19 protein-coding genes are annotated in these 17,148 nt (G+C 43.8%); 6 read left to right on the forward strand and 13 right to left on the reverse strand.

Going from position 1 to position 17,148, the window contains the following annotated elements; translation table 11 throughout:
• The first annotated feature begins 1 nt into the window (after position 1).
• Positions 2–607, forward strand: coding sequence for a cyclic di-AMP binding protein CbpA (gene cbpA / locus AB3112_RS02350; protein WP_367333903.1), 606 nt, complete (start codon positions 2–4; stop codon positions 605–607).
• Between the two features lie 233 nt (positions 608–840).
• Here the strand turns inward: cbpA and AB3112_RS02355 are convergent, their stop codons facing one another.
• From AB3112_RS02355 to AB3112_RS02385, 7 genes are all read right to left on the reverse strand, one after another.
• Complete coding sequence (locus tag AB3112_RS02355) at positions 841–1,215, reverse strand: type II toxin-antitoxin system PemK/MazF family toxin (protein WP_057908925.1); 375 nt, start codon at positions 1,213–1,215, stop codon at positions 841–843.
• Between the two features lie 12 nt (positions 1,216–1,227).
• Entirely contained in the window at positions 1,228–1,512 is a 285-nt protein-coding gene (locus tag AB3112_RS02360; protein ID WP_057908926.1) for a hypothetical protein, read from the reverse strand.
• Between the two features lie 65 nt (positions 1,513–1,577).
• Positions 1,578–2,702 carry an alanine racemase gene (gene alr, locus AB3112_RS02365; protein ID WP_084974902.1) on the reverse strand — a complete coding sequence of 375 codons (1,125 nt, stop codon included), beginning with the start codon at positions 2,700–2,702 and terminating at the stop codon, positions 1,578–1,580.
• A gap of 3 nt (positions 2,703–2,705) precedes the next feature.
• A complete protein-coding gene (gene acpS, locus AB3112_RS02370; RefSeq protein ID WP_057908928.1) occupies positions 2,706–3,065 on the reverse strand; it encodes a holo-ACP synthase in 360 nt (119 codons plus the stop codon).
• Between the two features lie 88 nt (positions 3,066–3,153).
• Positions 3,154–4,668, reverse strand: a complete 1,515-nt coding sequence (locus AB3112_RS02375) for a DEAD/DEAH box helicase (RefSeq protein WP_084974900.1) — start codon at positions 4,666–4,668, stop codon at positions 3,154–3,156.
• A gap of 165 nt (positions 4,669–4,833) precedes the next feature.
• Positions 4,834–6,228: a UDP-N-acetylmuramoyl-tripeptide--D-alanyl-D-alanine ligase gene (gene murF / locus AB3112_RS02380; RefSeq protein ID WP_084974899.1), complete on the reverse strand. Its 1,395-nt coding sequence runs from the start codon at positions 6,226–6,228 to the stop codon at positions 4,834–4,836.
• A gap of 57 nt (positions 6,229–6,285) precedes the next feature.
• Positions 6,286–7,053, reverse strand: a complete 768-nt coding sequence (locus AB3112_RS02385; protein ID WP_084998470.1) for a hypothetical protein — start codon at positions 7,051–7,053, stop codon at positions 6,286–6,288.
• 150 nt (positions 7,054–7,203) lie between these two features.
• On the opposite strand from AB3112_RS02385, the gene AB3112_RS02390 reads away from it, so the two are divergent.
• Positions 7,204–7,671, forward strand: coding sequence for a low molecular weight protein-tyrosine-phosphatase (locus AB3112_RS02390; protein ID WP_084998468.1), 468 nt, complete (start codon positions 7,204–7,206; stop codon positions 7,669–7,671).
• On the opposite strand, the gene AB3112_RS02395 is transcribed toward AB3112_RS02390, so the two are convergent.
• The gene (locus AB3112_RS02395; RefSeq protein WP_084974894.1) at positions 7,668–8,387 is read right to left on the reverse strand and encodes a class A sortase; all 720 of its coding nucleotides are present in this window, start codon (positions 8,385–8,387) and stop codon (positions 7,668–7,670) included. The two genes, AB3112_RS02390 and AB3112_RS02395, sit on opposite strands and share 4 nt — an antisense overlap.
• A 62-nt stretch (positions 8,388–8,449) precedes the next feature.
• Here AB3112_RS02395 and AB3112_RS02400 point away from each other — a divergent pair, with 62 nt between their 5' ends.
• On the forward strand, positions 8,450–9,679 hold the full coding sequence (locus AB3112_RS02400) for a multidrug efflux MFS transporter (RefSeq protein ID WP_084974892.1): 1,230 nt from the start codon (positions 8,450–8,452) through the stop codon (positions 9,677–9,679).
• Between the two features lie 130 nt (positions 9,680–9,809).
• Here AB3112_RS02400 and AB3112_RS02405 read toward each other — a convergent pair whose 3' ends face one another.
• From AB3112_RS02405 to AB3112_RS02425, 5 genes are all read right to left on the reverse strand, one after another.
• Positions 9,810–10,061, reverse strand: a complete 252-nt coding sequence (locus AB3112_RS02405) for a type B 50S ribosomal protein L31 (protein ID WP_057908935.1) — start codon at positions 10,059–10,061, stop codon at positions 9,810–9,812.
• A 98-nt stretch (positions 10,062–10,159) separates the two neighbouring features.
• Positions 10,160–11,443, reverse strand: a complete 1,284-nt coding sequence (locus AB3112_RS02410; protein ID WP_057908936.1) for a UDP-N-acetylglucosamine 1-carboxyvinyltransferase — start codon at positions 11,441–11,443, stop codon at positions 10,160–10,162.
• Between the two features lie 296 nt (positions 11,444–11,739).
• Entirely contained in the window at positions 11,740–13,356 is a 1,617-nt protein-coding gene (locus tag AB3112_RS02415) for a CTP synthase (protein WP_084974890.1), read from the reverse strand.
• Between the two features lie 160 nt (positions 13,357–13,516).
• Positions 13,517–14,134 carry a DNA-directed RNA polymerase subunit delta gene (gene rpoE, locus AB3112_RS02420; protein ID WP_057908938.1) on the reverse strand — a complete coding sequence of 206 codons (618 nt, stop codon included), beginning with the start codon at positions 14,132–14,134 and terminating at the stop codon, positions 13,517–13,519.
• Positions 14,135–14,189: 55 nt separating this feature from the next.
• The gene (locus AB3112_RS02425; RefSeq protein ID WP_057908939.1) at positions 14,190–14,624 is read right to left on the reverse strand and encodes a DUF1934 domain-containing protein; all 435 of its coding nucleotides are present in this window, start codon (positions 14,622–14,624) and stop codon (positions 14,190–14,192) included.
• Positions 14,625–14,786: 162 nt separating this feature from the next.
• On the opposite strand from AB3112_RS02425, the gene AB3112_RS02430 reads away from it, so the two are divergent.
• The 3 genes from AB3112_RS02430 to AB3112_RS02440 all read left to right on the forward strand — a co-directional run.
• Positions 14,787–15,614 (forward strand): lipoate--protein ligase, encoded by an 828-nt coding sequence (locus AB3112_RS02430; RefSeq protein WP_084974888.1) that lies wholly within the window; start codon positions 14,787–14,789, stop codon positions 15,612–15,614.
• Positions 15,615–15,626: 12 nt separating this feature from the next.
• Entirely contained in the window at positions 15,627–16,961 is a 1,335-nt protein-coding gene (locus AB3112_RS02435) for an HD domain-containing protein (protein WP_057908941.1), read from the forward strand.
• Between the two features lie 18 nt (positions 16,962–16,979).
• A partial coding sequence (locus AB3112_RS02440) for an HAD-IIB family hydrolase (protein WP_367333904.1) occupies positions 16,980–17,148 on the forward strand: 169 nt, incomplete at its 3' end.

Consider the following 17,148-nt stretch of genomic DNA (forward strand, 5'->3'; position numbering starts at 1 on the left):
AGTGACCGTCAAAGAAGACGCTACTTTAGAAGAGGCTTTACAAACACTTGAAGATTCTGGTTATCGTTGTGTCCCAATTCTTGACGAAACTGGCAAGATATTCCGCGGAAACATTTATAAAATGCATATTTATCGCCACAAATCACGGGGTGGCGACATGTCATTACCCGTTACGACCTTATTGAAAAACGCCACAAAGTTTATCAACGTCAACTCCGCGTTTTTCCAAGTATTTTTCTCAATCAAAGATTTACCCTACATTGCCGTTTTAGACGAACGGAATAACTTTTACGGGATTCTGACCCATACCCGGTTGCTGGATATGCTATCTCAATCGTGGAATGTTAATATCGGCAGTTATGTATTAACCGTGGTTTCCAGCGGTGAACGTGGTGATTTGGAAGAAATTGCCAAAATTATTACCAAGTATACAAGCATTGCCAGTGTCATTTCGTTAGACGCGCAAGAAGGCGAACTGGTTCACCGAATTATGTTTACCCTCCCAGCTGAAGTTGATCAAGATCGATTGAATCGAATTATTGCCGCACTGGAACGGAAAGAATTCAGAGTTCCAGAAGTTGAGAATTTAAAAGAAGAAAACAAGTAGTGAGAACCGACACCCTGTGCCGCCAAAAAAGTCCAGTTATGCGCAAATGCGCACGGCTGGACTTTTTAATTGTTGCTAATTTAATTATCTTCAAATACTGAGTTCGCTATTAAGAAAAAAGGCAGGCTCCAGACGTCCCCGCCTGAAACCAACCTGTCACATATTACTTATTGAACCCCCAAAACCACGGGCTTTTATCGCATGTTGCACTATTTATGTATTGTGATCAGTCACTAGCCTTTGGTTAATCCCAAGCTTATCTTGATTGCCTTGTCCACCTTGCTCATCGTTGACGGATCAAGGTGGGTCACTTTATCCTTCAAACGTTGTTTATCAATCGTCCTAATTTGCTCAAGGAGGATAACCGAATCTCGCTCAATGCCATTTCCCGCGGTAATCCCAACGTGGGTCGGCATCTTAGGCTTTGAAATTCGGGCAGTGATTGCAGCAACAATGACGGTCGGACTGTAATGATTGCCAATGTCATTTTGGACAATCAAGACAGGCCGCATGCCGCCCTGCTCAGAACCTACGACTGGTGATAGATCAGCATAAAAAATGTCTCCACGTTTAAAAATAACGTCAGTCACTCTCATACCTCCCATCATCGCAACTTACATTTACTGTAAATTTCGTAATCTTTGACGATACTGAGTTAAATGAATGTCAGCGTCCTCTTCACAACAGGAAAAATCCTTACTAATTTCTTGATTCAAGCTCCCCATTTCGCGATAACCCTTCATTAAGCCATCGATAACTTTTGGATCATCAAAAAAATAGTTGATTGCAATCTCAACTGCCGCACTTTCGGATATTCCCACTGTCGAGCTGAATTGTGCCAAGCGATCCGCAATTCGGTCGTTGATCATAACTGAAAAATGCTTCGAATTAGCTGCTTTTTCCATTTGTATTTTCCCCTATATGCTCCAGATTACTGTACTGTCTAATATAACATGAAATCAGTAAAAAATCATACATATTTTCGCCGTAATCGCGAACTGAACCCACAAATGACCTCATAACTAATGGTGTGGAGGTAATCAGCCACATCGTCAGCCGAAATTGATGCTGACCCGGACTTGCCAATAATCGTCACCTGAGTGCCATACTCATATCGCTTGGGGAGGCGAATCATGAGTTGGTCCATACAAACGCGGCCAACAATTGGACAAAAGTTGCCATCGACCAACACAGAAAAGCCCTGCATCGCACGGGGGATTCCGTCAGCATAGCCAACCGGAATCGTCCCAATCCATTGATCGGAGTCTGCGGTATACGTCGCACCGTAACCAATTGAGCGACCCTTTTTGACTAATTTTGAAAAGGTGAGTTCCGTCGTTAACGACAACGCCGGTTGAAGCGCATATGGCAGCTTCGTAATTTCTCGACCGGAGGGGTTCAGGCCGTATGCAGAGATGCCGTAACGAATCATATTACCGTCACACACTTGATGCCATAAACTCGTTGCAGAATTAGCCACATGAACGTACCGGGGCCGCTTGTCGACAACTGACATGAAGTCTTTGAAATTTTGATACTGGAACTTGAAATAGTCGTCATCCGGACTATCAGCAGTTGCAAAATGGGTGAAAATTCCCTCAAACAATAAGACATCCGAATTGACCTTAAGTAGTGAAAGTGCTTCTTTAAGCTCGTCAGGTGTCTGAAATCCGATCCGACCCATTCCGGTATCCAAAGCCAAATGAATCTTCAAAACGGACTGATGATCGGCAGCTTTTAAAAGATGGGCGGCCTTTTCAATCCAATCCGTTGAACCGACCGTCAGTGAGATGTTATTTTGAGCGGCAATTACGGCTACTTCAGGGTCGGTAATCCCCAACACTAAGATCGGCTGAGTCAGCCCCGCATGTCGCAGTTCCAAAGCTTCATCCAAAATGGCCACACAAAATCCGGTCGCACCGGCTTTTTCAGCAGTTCGGGCAACTTGAACAGCGCCATGACCATACCCGTCGGCTTTAACCACCTGAAATAATTCGGTTCCGTTCTCCAAACGGTCTTTGGCATTTTTGATATTTGAATACAGTGCGTTTAAATCAATCACCAATTGTGCATTTCGTAAATTTCCGACTGTCATGAACTAACCCCGATTCTCTAGAATAACTTGGGTAACAACAATGTCATCGGTATGTGAAATCGATACAAATGCGTTGCCGTCAAATGGCTGTTTGGAAAAATATGGTTTACCATTTTCGTTGTTAACAATACATAAATCATGAAATCTAACCTGTGACCCCAAACCTGAACCATAGGCTTTGGAATATGCTTCCTTTGCCGAAAAGCGCCCGGAAATGTATTCAAAACGACGTTTATCAGACAACTGGGCAAGCTGGGTCATTTCATCATCAGTCAGGATACGTTTGGTAAAGTGTTCGTTGCGCTCAACTGCAGCAACAACTCTTCTGATATCCGTTACATCAATCCCAATTCCTGCAATCATTTATAATCCCTCGCAAACCAAAAAGATAGGACAATCGTACCACAAAATAAAAAGGATTGTCTCAACGAGAGACAATCCTAAATAATTATTAACTATTTTTGATGGTAAAACGTCGCTTCTTGTTATTGCTGCCTGAGCGCTTATCACTATGCTTACGATCATTTGATCCTTCATAATGACCACGGTTATGGCTTGAATTCCGATCGCCATTACGACGATTCTTAGAACCCTTGTAATGACCACCATGACCGCCACCACGACGATCATTTCGATGGCCACTACCATGATGACGTGATAATGGGCGTTCTGGCGTAATCTTAACCTTCACATTGTCACGGGTAATATCGTTCAACAATGCGGCAACCAAATCGGTTGCTTCGTACTCTTCAAGCAGCTTGTCAGCCATCTTTTCGTACTTATCAGTATTTGTCTTCTTAATTAAGTCGGCAATATCTGATTCAGCTGAATTCAATTGACCCACAAAGGCTTCTTGAATCGTTGGTGGCTTCAAAGGCAGCATCCGCACCTTGGTTAATTTTTCGATTTCTCGAAGGTAATCCATTTCGTTTGGCGTTGCAAAGGTGATTGAAACACCATGCTTACCGGCACGGCCGGTACGACCTACACGATGGACATAACCATCAGGATCTTGAGGAATATCGTAGTTGTAAACATGGGTCACACCGGAAATATCAATTCCACGGGCAGCCACATCGGTTGCAACCAAGATATCAATCTTGCCGGCTTTGAATTCCTGCATGATTTGAGTTCGACGAGCTTGCGTCAAATCACCATGAAGACCAGCTGCTTTGTAGCCACGTGCTTCGAGTCCCTTGGAAACTTCATCAACCCGGCGCTTAGTCCGACAGAAGACGATTGTGACTTCAGGATCTTGAACATCGAAGAACCGAGTCATTGTATCGAACTTCTCGTATTCTTTGACACGAACGTAGTACTGATCGATTAAATCAGTGGTCAGTTCCTTAGCTTTAATGGTGACTTGTTGAGGATCGTTCATAAACTGAACCCCAACCCGCTTGATTTGAGCAGGCATGGTAGCTGAGAACAGCAAAGTCTGACGTTCTTTAGGCGTTTGCTTAATGATATCTTCAATATCATCAAGGAAGCCCATGTTTAACATTTCATCTGCTTCATCTAAAACTAATGTCTTAACGTGCTCTAACTTTAAAGTATGACGTCTAATATGATCAAGAATTCGGCCGGGAGTTCCAACCACAATCTGTGGGTGGCCCTTCAAAGCGTTGATTTGACGGCGAATATCTGCACCACCATAAACAACTTGGACTTTAGCCTTTTCATCTTTTCCTAATCGATAGATTTCTTCTTGTGTCTGGATGGCCAGCTCTCTGGTTGGTGAAATAATCAGAGCTTGAACATTTGGGTTGTCAAAATCAATCTTCTGTAAGATTGGTAAACCAAATGCGGCGGTCTTTCCAGTTCCGGTTTGAGCTTGACCGATAACATCCTGACCCTTAAGGACCATTGGGATGGTTTCAGCCTGGATTGGCGTTGCTTCTTCAAAACCACTGTTGGAAATAGCTGTTAGTAAGTGGTCTGATAATCCTAATTCACTAAACTTCAAATATGTTTCCTCCTAAATTTGAAACAATCAAGGTTCCGCGACCAACTGGGAAAAAATCCGTTTCCCGGAATGCGTTGGCCACTTGACCTACAATCATTTATTACAAAATAACCTTTTTAGTTTACACCGTCACTTAACATTAAGCAAGTCAAACGGGCAAACTTGTCACTTCGTCGGTTTGGCAACCAACTTAACGACGACATTTTCAAGATGCAAGCCATGACTTGCCTTGAGCATCACTTCATCGTCCGGCGTTAAGTCGGACTCGAGATCGTGGCTCAGCTGATCCAACTGATCCGCACGGTAATAATGCAGATTCTCTGGGGCAAAAACCGGCTTTAACTTAGTATACAACGCACGCATATCGTCGCCAATCAAATAAATCACCGAAATCAGTGCCGGATCGATACTATCCGCCAAAGAGGCGTGCATTTCCTCCGAGTGGTCGCCAAGCTCCAGCATGTCGCCCAACACAGCAATGCGCCGACCATTTGTCTCAGTGGCCTTGAACGCCCTTAAAACCTCTTTGGCAGCCGTTGGATTGGAATTGTAGACGTCACTTAAAATCCGTTCGCCCTTTTTGCCTGTCAGCCACTCCGTTCGATTCTTCGTCAAATCAAATTTCGCCAACTTTTGCTGCATAATTGTGGGGTGAATTTGAAAAATTTGGCCAACTGAAATCGCCGCCAAGGCATTATTCACGTTATAATCTCCCATCATTGGGATCGTAAAGGAAATCTCCGGCCACAGATTGACATGAAACTCGGTCGCGTATTGCCCGTCCTGTGAATCAAGTGCATAAACATCATTTTGGGGATTTCTGCCAAAGGTTGATTGTGCAACATCGACCGTCTCCGCACGTTTTCGTAACAGCGGCTCGTCGCCATCGTAAACAAAATACCCATCGGCCTTTAATCCATGGGTGATTTCCATTTTAGCATCGGCAATTTTATCGCGCGTCCCAAAGAACTCAATGTGCGCTTCGCCAATCATGGTGATGATCGCAACGTCGGGCTGCGCTAATTTGGATAAGAAATCAAGTTGTCCGGGACGATCCATCCCCATCTCAACAACCAAAAATTCCGTATTGGATTCCATTTGCAGAATTGTATAGGGGACGCCAATTTCATTATTAAAATTATCATGGGTTTTCGTGACGTGAAATGTACTTGAAAGAATGGCAGCAACCATATCTTTAGTGGTTGTTTTTCCGTTGCTGCCGGTCACAGCAATCACTCGCGGATTAATTTTATCCAAGTAATACTGGCTGAGTTCTTGAAAGGCCGCCAAGGGATCATCAACCACCAAGGCCGGAATTTTGAGCGGTAGCCGGTCAACGTGTTCCTTTGACCAAAGCGTGGCGACCGCCCCACCAAGTATTGCATTGTCAATGTAGTCATGGCCATCGTGTTCACCTGCCAGAGGGATAAATAATTGTCCCGCCTGCATCTTGCGGGTATCGAAACAAACCCCCGTGACTGGTCGATTCAGTAACTGATTATTGAAATTATCTATGTTGGCATTAATTGCCTTTGCAATCTCGCCAATCGTCATTTTCATTTATTTGCGCTCCAATTATAAAATAGTGTTCTTCAATTATAACAAAAAAACAAACGGCTAAACACCCGCCGTTTGTTCCTGCCATTTTAAATCCCATTTTGATGTTTGCAGATTATAACTTAAATCACCCGCATAGACGGTATTTTCGTCAACAGTATCAGTTCGAAGAATAATCGAAACTTTATCCGGATCCTTCAAAATTCGCAGGAGAATATGATAGGTCCGAGTCCGCTCACGTAAGGCACCAAATGAAATGAAGAGTCCATCGTTAGACTTGGTAATCAGATCAAGCAAAATTTCGCGGTCGATATCTTTAATTGAAAAGGGCCGCAGAAAAACCCGGAGTGTATTGTGGGTTTCTCGTAAATTACGTTTGATCGCAATTTCTAAAACGTGATTAAAATCAGAAAAGCGTCGGTAGTACGACCGAATTGTGCCGTTGTCTTGGCTAAGGTAGATATAATGGTTGTTTAACTTCGACGAAAATGGTCGGCCCATCGGTGTTCCCATGTGCGCCAAATAAAGAAGCTCCGCAATTTCAAACGGAGAAAGATTGTTAACGGAATCTTCCGAGTCAAAATCAATGAATTTCTTTTTTTGGTCCGGATTCTTGAGTAAATAGGTGCGAATCTCTCCGGTTCCGGCAATTAAGTTAAACTTAGAATGAGAATTATACCCATTGGCAGCTTGTTGATCATTGTTTAATAAAATGATGTTTTGTGGCAATTCATCCAAGCCGTTAATAAAATCAGCCGCAGTGATCCCCGATGAGAGAATCATGTTGGAAATCGGATTCGTATTTATGAAAATCAAATTGCCCTTCATTGTTTTATTACCCCATATTTATATCTAAATTTATTGTACTACCCCAGACAATATATGTCTTAAAATTAAATCAGAAATGTATTAGTTTGCCCTTTTACCAATTCATTGGTAACATTATTGTTAACGTAACAATAGTGTGAGGTTATTAATATGACAAATGTCTTATTTGTCTGTCTTGGCAATATCTGCCGGTCTCCAATGGCGGAAGTCATGTTCAAAAAGATGGTTCAAGACGACAATTTACAAAATAAAATTCACGTTTCTTCTGCTGCGATCAGTGTCGAAGAACAGGGAAATCCACCCCACCCCGGGGCGGTTGCCGAGTTGGCCAAACATGGTCTTTCCGTCGGCAACAAAACGTCTCAGCCGATCACCAAAGCGGAATTTGACCAATCGGATTACATCATCGGCATGGATAATCAAAACATCTATTATCTCAACCGGATGGCCCCGTTTGCAGATCGACGAAAGATTTTTCTTTGCTATAATATTATTCCTGGCAAGGAAGGAACTGATATTCCGGATCCTTGGTTTGATCACAAATTCGATCGAACATACCGGCAACTGTCGGAAACCCTGCCAAAATGGTTGGATAAAATTAAAGCACAACTAGACTAACTGTTGACGGGCCCCAATAAGGCTCGTTTTATTTTGGGTGAGGCTTGATTGAGTAAATAACTTTTTTGAAGTTTCCCCCGAATCATTAACCGACCGGCACCAGTCGCGTCACAGGTGATCAACGTCACAATTGAGCGCTTGGTTTGGCGGACAACATCCACTCGAGTCGCAGCAATAAATTCACGACGGTAGACTTGATATTGATAAACGTGCTTGAGATCACTGAGGTAGACTTCGTCACCAACCCGGGTTTTAAAGTATAACGGGCCAAATAAGACGTGACGGTTCACCATGTGATGGCCGGCAAGTGGATAGTTTCCTTTCCCCATTCGTTGATCCGGGCGCATGGTTCCAGCTGCCAGTGCCAAGGTTGAGTTGGCAACGCCTAAGCCGATTGGTAAGTGAATGCCGGCGTTTGGGACAAGAATTTCGCCAATGACTTCAATTTTGTCAGTATTCATTCTCGCCCGCGCGGCAGTTTGAAAGTCCAACGATTTTACTTTTTTGAAATTATAGCTGACATTTTGTTTATGGCGCTTGCTGTCCGCTTTTTGCCGCTTCTCAGTCTGGGTCACAGTTTGGCGGGTGACTTTTGGATCATACGATTTAATAATCGTATTTTTAATTGGTCGGTTAAAAATCATCCCGAGTGCTACAATGATCAGCAACGCAAAAATCACGTTGATCACGATTTTTTTCAGGAGTCCTGTTTTCATAAATACCTCCACCGTAATTGAATGAATCATCTAATTTTGAAATCTATAAAGGAGGAACCTCATTGTCAACCAAACAAGTTGGTCCTAATTCCTGGCGGCGCAATTTAGCCGTTCTTTGGTTTGGAACCTTCATGGCAGGAATTGGTTTTAGTGAAATCATGCCATTTCTGTCACTTTACGTCGATTCGCTGGGACACTTTTCCCACGATGAATTAAGCCTATACAGTGGCCTGGCGTTTGCAGCCAGCTACTTGGTAACCGCCATCGCCTCTCCTCTTTGGGGAAAATTAGCAGACCGGACCGGACGAAAACTCATGTTAGTCAGGGCCTCAGCCGGAATGGCGGTGGTCTTCATTTTAATGGGGCTTGTCACCAACGTCTGGCAGCTCATTGGACTGCGCTTACTGCAAGGTGTCTTCTCAGGATATATTAGTAATGCCAACGCCCTGATTGCCACCCAGGTTCCAAAACGCCGCAGTGGACAGGCATTGGGAACACTGGTTACCGGAAACGTTTCGGGCGCGCTGCTTGGACCTTTGTTAGGTGGCACGTTGGCCTCGTTATTCAGTTATCGGGTCACGTTTTTCATCACCGGTATTTTATTTATTGGCGTCTTTTTGATCACGGCATTCTTGGTTCATGAAGATTTCAAGCCCGTCGCCAAATCGAAAATGCTCGATACCAAAGGGGTCATCACCGAGTTGGGAAATGCGAAATTAGTCTTTGGTATGTTCATCACCACGATGATCATTCAAGCCGCTAATAACTCTATCGTCCCAATTTTAGCATTATATGTCCGTCAAATCATGCATAACAGCCCGACGACGACGTTTTATAGCGGAATCGTCGCTGCGGTACCCGGAATTGCAACATTGGCTGCTGCCCCCGCTCTCGGCCGTTTAGGAGATCGGATAGGTGCCGACCGCATTTTAATCATTGGCTTTGTGTTTGCAATCCTGGTCTACGTGCCAATGGCGTTTGTGACAAACGTCTGGGAACTGATTGGGTTGCGCTTTCTGATCGGAATTGCCAACGCATCAATGCTTCCCGCCGTCCAATCGATTCTGGCGAAAAATACGCCACCCCACGTAACTGGACGGGTGTTTAGCTGGAATCAATCCTTCCAAGCGATGGGAAATGTCGCCGGCCCAATGATTGGCTCCGTGGTCGCGACATCGTTTGACTACGCTGGTGTCTTCATTTCAACCGCCGTTCTTGTGGTCATCAATTTGACTTTAGTCTTCAATCACACCCGCAGTATGAGAAAGGCCCGCCGGATGAATATAGACTAATAAAATCACTTTTATATCGTACCATTTAACGTTAAGCAAGAGTTGGACAATCAAGCACATTTGTCCAGCTCTTGCTTTTTAAAATAAAAAAAGCGCGGAACAATTAAGTTCCCCGCTCTTTTGAAAATAGTTATTTGTCTGTAAGTCCGTATTTCTTGTTGAAACGATCTACGGCACCATCTGCTTGAGTAAACTTTTGCTTACCAGTGTAGAATGGATGTGAATCAGATGAAATTTCAACACGAATCAATGGGTATGTGTTGCCATCGTCCATCTTGATTGTTTCGTCTGAGGTCTTAGTTGATCCTGAGATGAACTTGAACCCGGTCGATGAATCTTGAAATACAACTTGTTGATATGCTGGATGAATTCCTTTTTTCATTATATATCGCTCCTTTGCCCCGAATCAATCTGATGACCCAGAGATTATCGATTAGTCAACTTTGTTAGTGTACCATAAATTAATTAGTCAATCAATCATCAATTGACTCTTTCTTCAACTTCTAATGTGACGTCTGCGCCAACGCCTCGAAGCTTGTCGACGATGTTGCCGTAGCCCCGAAGAATGTTATCCGCGTGACAAATTTCAGTCGTCCCATCTGCCATCAAACCGGCAATAACCAGCGAAGCGCCGGCTCGAATTTCCCCAGCCTGAACTTTGGCACCGGTCAGTTTAGGGGAGTGATCAACGACAATAATGCCTTCATCAGTATCCTCTGACTTAATTTTGCCGCCGAGTTTATTTAATTCGGTAATATGCTTAATGCGTTTTGGATAAATCGTATCGATAATGACGCTTCTGCCATCGGCCTTAAATAATAGAGGTGTCAGAGGCTGCTGAAGATCTGTCGCAAAGCCGGGATACGGCATTACTTTGATTCGAATTGGTTTAAGATGATGCGATGGCCCAACGTAAATACTATCTTCATAAACGGTTAGGTCACAGCCCATTTCCTCTAATTTGGCAACAAACGCTTCCAGATGTTCTGGAATGATGTTGGTAATTAAGATGCCATCGCCAACTGCGGCAGCAAGTGAGAGATAAGTTCCAGCTTCGATTCTATCAGGAATAATAGTATGGGTATTTCGAGCCTGAAGGGTTGGTACGCCTTCGATACGGATAACGTCAGTTCCGGCTCCTCTGATATTTGCGCCCATGTTGTTCAAGAAAGTGGCAATATCAATGATTTCCGGTTCCTTGGCAGCATTGCCAATCACAGTCGTCCCCGGTGCTTTAACGGACGCCAGAATGGTGTTGATGGTCGCACCAACTGAAACGATATCTAAAAAGATTTGCGCCCCATGAAGACCGTCCGGCCCCGTTTTGATGGTCACCGTTCCGTCGTGCTCACTGACTTCGGCACCCAAAGCTTTAAAGGCCTTGATATGTTGATCAATTGGCCGCGGCCCGATATTATCACCACCGGGAAAGCTCACAGTTGCCCGTTGAAATCGACCCAAAAGTGCGCCCATAAAATAATAGGATGCCCGCAAACTCTTAATTGCTTTGCTGGGCAATGGCGCTTCAACAATATTGGTCGGATCGATCGTTAGGACATCGCCCTTAAACTCAGACGAAACGTTCATGGATTTTAAAATTAGCATTAAATTGTGAACATCTAAAATGTCTGGGACAGAGTCGAATCTAACGGGTGTATCCGCCAAAATTGCTGCGGGAATCAGGGCAACTGTGCTATTTTTAGCACCGCCGATCGAGATCTCTCCGGATAGCCGTTTGCCTCCATCTATGATTAATTTACTCATCGAAACTTTCCTCACTTTGTGTATTCGCACATTTTTCATGTCAAGAAATATATTATCCAAAATAGCTGCAAAATACAAGACCTCTACTTGAATTATACAATTTGTAACAATTAAAACAATTGTTAAGTACAACCAATCGGGCCACCGCATGCAAGAAAGCTTCACATGGCAGTCAACACCAACGATTGTTACAAGAAGAGTGTAGAACAAATATCGGCTCGCCTTATGGCATCAAAAAAGGCGGGGCCGAGTCAAAAGCCGACACTTTTGCCCCAACCTCGCCTTGCGATTTTTGGTTAGTTATTTTTTTCGAGATATAAATCATTGGCTGCAGCGACAAATTCCTTGAACAACCCTTCTGGTCGGTTAGGACGGGAAATGAACTCTGGGTGATACTGTGAACCAACGAAGAAACGGTTCTTCGGAATTTCAACCACTTCAACCAAGTGATTGTCTGGAGATGTTCCTGAGATAACCATCCCATTTTTCTCCATAGCGTCACGGTACGCATTGTTAAATTCATAACGGTGACGGTGACGTTCTGAAATCACGTCAGCATTATCGTAGGCTTTTGCAGCAACAGTACCCGGCTTCAACTTGCATGGATAAGCACCCAATCGTTGCGTGCCTCCCATATCATGAACATCTTCCTGGTCAGCCATCAGATCGATCACGTTGTGCTTGGTCCGTGGGTTCATTTCAGTTGAATTAGCATCTGGGTGACCTAGGACGTCACGAGCAAATTCGACACACGCCATCTGCATGCCAAGGCAGACGCCCAAATATGGAACATCCTTTTCACGGGCATACTTGATGGCCGTAATCATCCCTTCAATACCACGATCGCCAAATCCGCCTGGCACAATAATGCCATCAGCCGGCGCAAGCAATTCGGAAACGTTATCCGGGGTAATTTTTTCTGAATCAAGCATTTCCAAGTCGATATCGGCATCTACCACGTAGCCGGCATGTTTGAGCGCCTCGGCAACGGAAATATAGGCGTCTTGTAAGCCCACGTACTTTCCAACCAACGTAATGTGGATGGTCCGCTTTAAATGTTGAACGTGATGTTCCAATTGCTTCCACTCGGTCATATCGGCGACTGGCTTTGTAATGCCAAAGTGGTCGAGGATTTGTTGATCCATTCCCTGCTTTTGTAAATTCAATGGAATCGTGTACAGGGTTGGCACGTCAAGAGATTCAACAACCGCCTGTGGCTTAACGTCACAGAACAATGAGATTTTCTTACGCATTGAGTCGGTAATTGGCTTTTCAGAACGAACAACCAACAAGTTTGGTTGAATTCCCAATCCCCGCAGCTCTTTAACACTGTGTTGGGTTGGCTTGGTCTTCATTTCGCCGGCAGCTCGGAGGTAAGGAATCAAGGTCGTATGGATGTAAAAGACGTTCTCATCGCCGACTTCGGTCTTCATTTGCCGAATTGCTTCCAAAAATGGCAGTGATTCAATATCACCAACAGTTCCACCAATTTCGGTAATCACGATTTCGGCATCGGAAACTTTGGCGGCTCTCATAATCTTTTCCTTGATCATTCCCGTAATGTGAGGAATTACTTGAACAGTGGCGCCAAGATAATCACCATGACGTTCTTTTCGTAAAACTTCATCGTAAATCTTACCAGTGGTGACATTGGAGTATTTATTCAGGTTATTATCAATAAACCGTTCATAATGGCCAAGATCCAGATCGGTTTCAGTGCCATCATTTGTGACAAAAACCTCTCCGTGTTGGTAGGGATTCATCGTGCCTGGGTCGACGTTGATATATGGATCAAACTTTTGGATCGTGACGTTTAACCCACGATTTTTCAATAGTCGGCCTAGTGATGCTGCAACGATTCCTTTTCCTAAGGAAGAAACAACGCCACCAGTTACAAAAATATATTTGGTCATTATATAATCCTCTCCTCTTGATAGTTAGCCGGGGAATTCACAAATAAAAAAATCCCTATCCAAAAAGTGAATAGGGAACAATTTAATCATCGTTCAGATGTCCTTGAAACTCAAGGAGCCCAAAAAATATAATACATACTTTTTAATTATTAGTCAAGAACTAATGGTCGTCTTTTGAATTGAAGTCATCGTCATCATCGTCTAATGAATCGTCATCATTCAACTCGTTCAACTGACCTTCAATCCCGTCCGGTAAGTCATCGTCATCGGTATCATCGGAATCGATGTCTTGAAGATCCTTATTATATTTGCCCAGGTCTTCTGCTTCATCATCTGAGTCTTCATCATCTTCAGGTTCGTCTTCAAAATCATCGTCGTCTTGATCTTCTGGATCATCATCATCGTAATCAATGACATCGTCATCGTCAGAAGCATCGGCAAGAAAGGCATTAACCTTACGGCGCTTTTTGCGCTTTGGCCGATCTTCGTCTTCTTCTGTATGGACAGTTGCTTCATCAATTGATTCATAAGGGTACCAAGTTCGTAAGCCCCAAAGATTGTCACCAAGAGAAATAAAGCTGCCATCAATGTTCAAATCAGTATAAAATTGCGACAAACGGTCACGAATTTCTTTGTTACTATCGCCTAAATACTCCTGGACCGCATTGGCTAAATCAGCAAATGGCATGGTGTCCCCACGTTTTGCCAAGATTGCGTGTGCGACCTCGATCATCGATAGTTCATTTTTGTTTTGGCCTTTAAAGACTTCTAATTCCAAACTGGTACACGTCCTTTCAACAGTCTAACAACAGTCTAAAAATTACTATACTCGATTAAATTGTAAATTGCAATCGAATATTGTATTTACCGAGTAATTGATCGCCTGCGTAAAGTAAATAATCGACGCCGACATTGCCGCGCAACGGTGAACTCAAAATCTCCGTATCAAGCGCTGACGTCACGGTTTGAACGTCCATCATCCCATAAGGTGTCCGATAACGGGCAGCAATCCGCTTACCGTCGCTAAAAATCAACTGCAGCCGATTTTCTCCCGAACGTGTGAGCTTAATGTTGCCGTCATCAGAAATTTTAATGGTAACCGGTACCGGTCCCTCATCAGCATCTTCGTTATAACGAATGTAAATGCTGGTTCCAACTCGCACCAGCTGGCCGACGACATCAAAGACAAAATTTGAACGTTGTCCTTCTTGCAAAATGTTGGTTTCCAAGTGAATTTGTACCGGAACCCCCGTTGCTAAATTATCCATAATACACCTTCTTTATAATCTGTTCTAACTAACTTATTATATATCCAACGACCCGTTTTTGCACTAAAGTCATCTCGTTGAAATGATGCAACTTTTCTTATTTATGATTGGCCGTCTGTTATAATTAATTTGATTGTTTATTTTAAGAAATGGAGAATGAAAATGTCATTTACAAACGTGCCGATAACGGTCATCAATCAACTCTATTCTAAAAGTAACAAATTAGATGCCTTCGCAGACACCAATGCCCTGCTTGAAATATGTGATCGCGACCTTCAACCGTTCGTTCATTTTTGGACAACTGAGGAAGCAACGCTCATTTTAGGGATCAACGATCGTCACCTGCCAAAACTCCCTGATGGCCTTAGAAGTCTCATTAGCAATCACTATGATTATTTTTTAAGAAACTCAGGTGGACTGGCCGTCGTGAGTGATCCAGGGATTTTGAATATCTCCTTATTCATCCCCCAGCCGGATACAGCCTACTCCATCGACCAAGCATACGAGATTATCAAGGGCTTAATCAGCATGTCCTTTCCACAGCTCGACATTCAAAGCTATGAGGTCACGAATTCCTATTGTCCGGGCAAATACGATTTGTCGGTCAATGGCCAAAAGATTGCCGGGATTGCCCAACGGCGGACCACAAACGCGCTGGTGTTAATGTTATACCTGAGCGTTAATGGCGATCAGGACGGTCGCAGCGAAACAGTTGCTGAATTCTATAACGAGGCGGATGCCTATAGTCAATCCCGCTGGACCTTCCCGAAAGTTGACAAAACGTCGATGACGACGGTTCAACAACTGGGATTCTCCGATATTACCCGATCAGACGTTGAACACAAGTTTTTAGAAAGCATCAATCAACAAAATATCGACGTTGACGTGACTTCGGGATCGGATTTATTAATCTCGCCGGAATTCACAGCGGAACGACAAAAGCAGTTACGAAAAATTCAATTGAGAAACGCTCAATTACCAATTGTCTAAGGAGGCAATTTTTTGGATTACGCACATCAACAATTAAAACGTGAAAAGGTCTTTCGAGATCCGGTTCATAACTATGTCTATGTTAAATATCAAGTGATTTTGGATTTAATCAACACCTCGGAATTTCAACGTCTGCGTCGCGTTCACCAGTTGGGGACCACTTCGCTGATTTTTCACGGTGCGGAACATTCGCGGTTCTCTCATTCGGTTGGGGTATACGAAATTGCCCGGCGGATTATCGAGTCCTTTCAGAAAAACTTCCCTTCCAAGCATCCTGGCGATGGCCTGTGGGACGATTCCGAAAAAATGGTGGCATTGTGCGCGGCACTCTTGCACGACGTTGGCCATGGAGCGTACTCACACACCTTTGAGCACATCTTTGGCACCAATCATGAACAGATTACCCAAGCGATCATAACTTCGCCCACAACGGAAATTAACCAGGTTTTACGAAGGGTCAGTCCCGACTTTCCGGAAAAGGTTGCCAGTGTGATTAATAAGACTTATCCCAACAAGCAAGTGGTTGAGATGATTTCCAGTCAATTAGACGCCGACCGGATGGATTATCTGTTGCGAGACGCTTATAACACTGGCGTTAAGTACGGCACCTTTGACTTGTCGCGAATTTTAGAGGTCATGCGCCCTTATCAAGACGGCATTTGCTTTGAAATGAACGGCATGCACGCCGTTGAAGACTACATCGTCAGTCGCTTTCAAATGTATCAGCAGGTTTATTTTCACCCAGTCTCACGGTCGATGGAAGTGATTTTAAACCGCTTGTTGAAGCGGGCCAAGCTGATCTTCAGTTCGGAAGTTCAATCCGATCAGCAGACGCCTTACCTGCTGTTGCCCTTCTTCAAAGGTGATTTCAATTTAGATGATTATCTCCAATTGGACGATGGGGTCTTAAACACCTACTTTATCCACTGGAAACGCTACCCTGACGACATCCTCAGTAATTTAGCCAGCCGGTTTATTGACCGTAAACCCTTAAAATCAGTTAAATATGACAAAACAACGGTTGACCTACTCCCCAGATTGCGTGAGATAATCGAACAGTCAGGATTCAACCCGGACTACTATACAGCAACGGATAATAGTTTTGATCTGCCCTACGATGCCTATCAGGCTGATAAAAAACAGATCCATTTGATGCAGGAAGACGGCACCCTGGTCTCCCTTTCATCGGTCAGCCCACTGGTTCGGGCCATTTCCGACAAGCAAACCGGTGATAACCGTTTCTTTTTCCCACGAGAAATTCTCAAACCGGATGAAAATGTCGACTTGTTTCAACCGGAATATGACGAATTTAACCGCCATATTCGCAATGACAAACTCATTAAATAATCAAGGAGAGTAACCCCTATGGACATCAAATTAATTGCCATCGACATTGATGGAACGCTTCTGAACGAAAAAAACGAATTAGCTCAGGCAACCATTGACGCCATTCAACTGGCAAAACAAAAGGGCGTCAAAGTTGTCTTGTGTACCGGCCGCCCGTTAAGCGGCGTTCAACCGTATTTAGATAAAC

The organism is Lentilactobacillus sp. (genome assembly GCF_040773105.1).
Lineage (GTDB): Bacteria > Bacillota > Bacilli > Lactobacillales > Lactobacillaceae > Lentilactobacillus > Lentilactobacillus parabuchneri.

Excerpts from the sequence above, each read along its gene's own strand:
- AB3112_RS02360 (WP_057908926.1), bottom strand. The coding sequence starts at position 1,512 with ATGGAAAAAGCAGCTAATTCGAAGCATTTTTCAGTTATGATCAACGAC.
- AB3112_RS02355 (WP_057908925.1), bottom strand. The coding sequence starts at position 1,215 with ATGATGGGAGGTATGAGAGTGACTGACGTTATTTTTAAACGTGGAGAC.
- AB3112_RS02415 (WP_084974890.1), bottom strand. The coding sequence starts at position 13,356 with ATGACCAAATATATTTTTGTAACTGGTGGCGTTGTTTCTTCCTTAGGA.
- AB3112_RS02385 (WP_084998470.1), bottom strand. The coding sequence starts at position 7,053 with ATGAAGGGCAATTTGATTTTCATAAATACGAATCCGATTTCCAACATG.
- AB3112_RS02390 (WP_084998468.1), top strand. The coding sequence starts at position 7,204 with ATGACAAATGTCTTATTTGTCTGTCTTGGCAATATCTGCCGGTCTCCA.
- acpS (WP_057908928.1), bottom strand. The coding sequence starts at position 3,065 with ATGATTGCAGGAATTGGGATTGATGTAACGGATATCAGAAGAGTTGTT.
- AB3112_RS02430 (WP_084974888.1), top strand. The coding sequence starts at position 14,787 with ATGTCATTTACAAACGTGCCGATAACGGTCATCAATCAACTCTATTCT.
- murF (WP_084974899.1), bottom strand. The coding sequence starts at position 6,228 with ATGAAAATGACGATTGGCGAGATTGCAAAGGCAATTAATGCCAACATA.
- AB3112_RS02410 (WP_057908936.1), bottom strand. The coding sequence starts at position 11,443 with ATGAGTAAATTAATCATAGATGGAGGCAAACGGCTATCCGGAGAGATC.
- alr (WP_084974902.1), bottom strand. The coding sequence starts at position 2,702 with ATGACAGTCGGAAATTTACGAAATGCACAATTGGTGATTGATTTAAAC.
- AB3112_RS02405 (WP_057908935.1), bottom strand. The coding sequence starts at position 10,061 with ATGAAAAAAGGAATTCATCCAGCATATCAACAAGTTGTATTTCAAGAT.
- AB3112_RS02425 (WP_057908939.1), bottom strand. The coding sequence starts at position 14,624 with ATGGATAATTTAGCAACGGGGGTTCCGGTACAAATTCACTTGGAAACC.
- AB3112_RS02395 (WP_084974894.1), bottom strand. The coding sequence starts at position 8,387 with ATGAAAACAGGACTCCTGAAAAAAATCGTGATCAACGTGATTTTTGCG.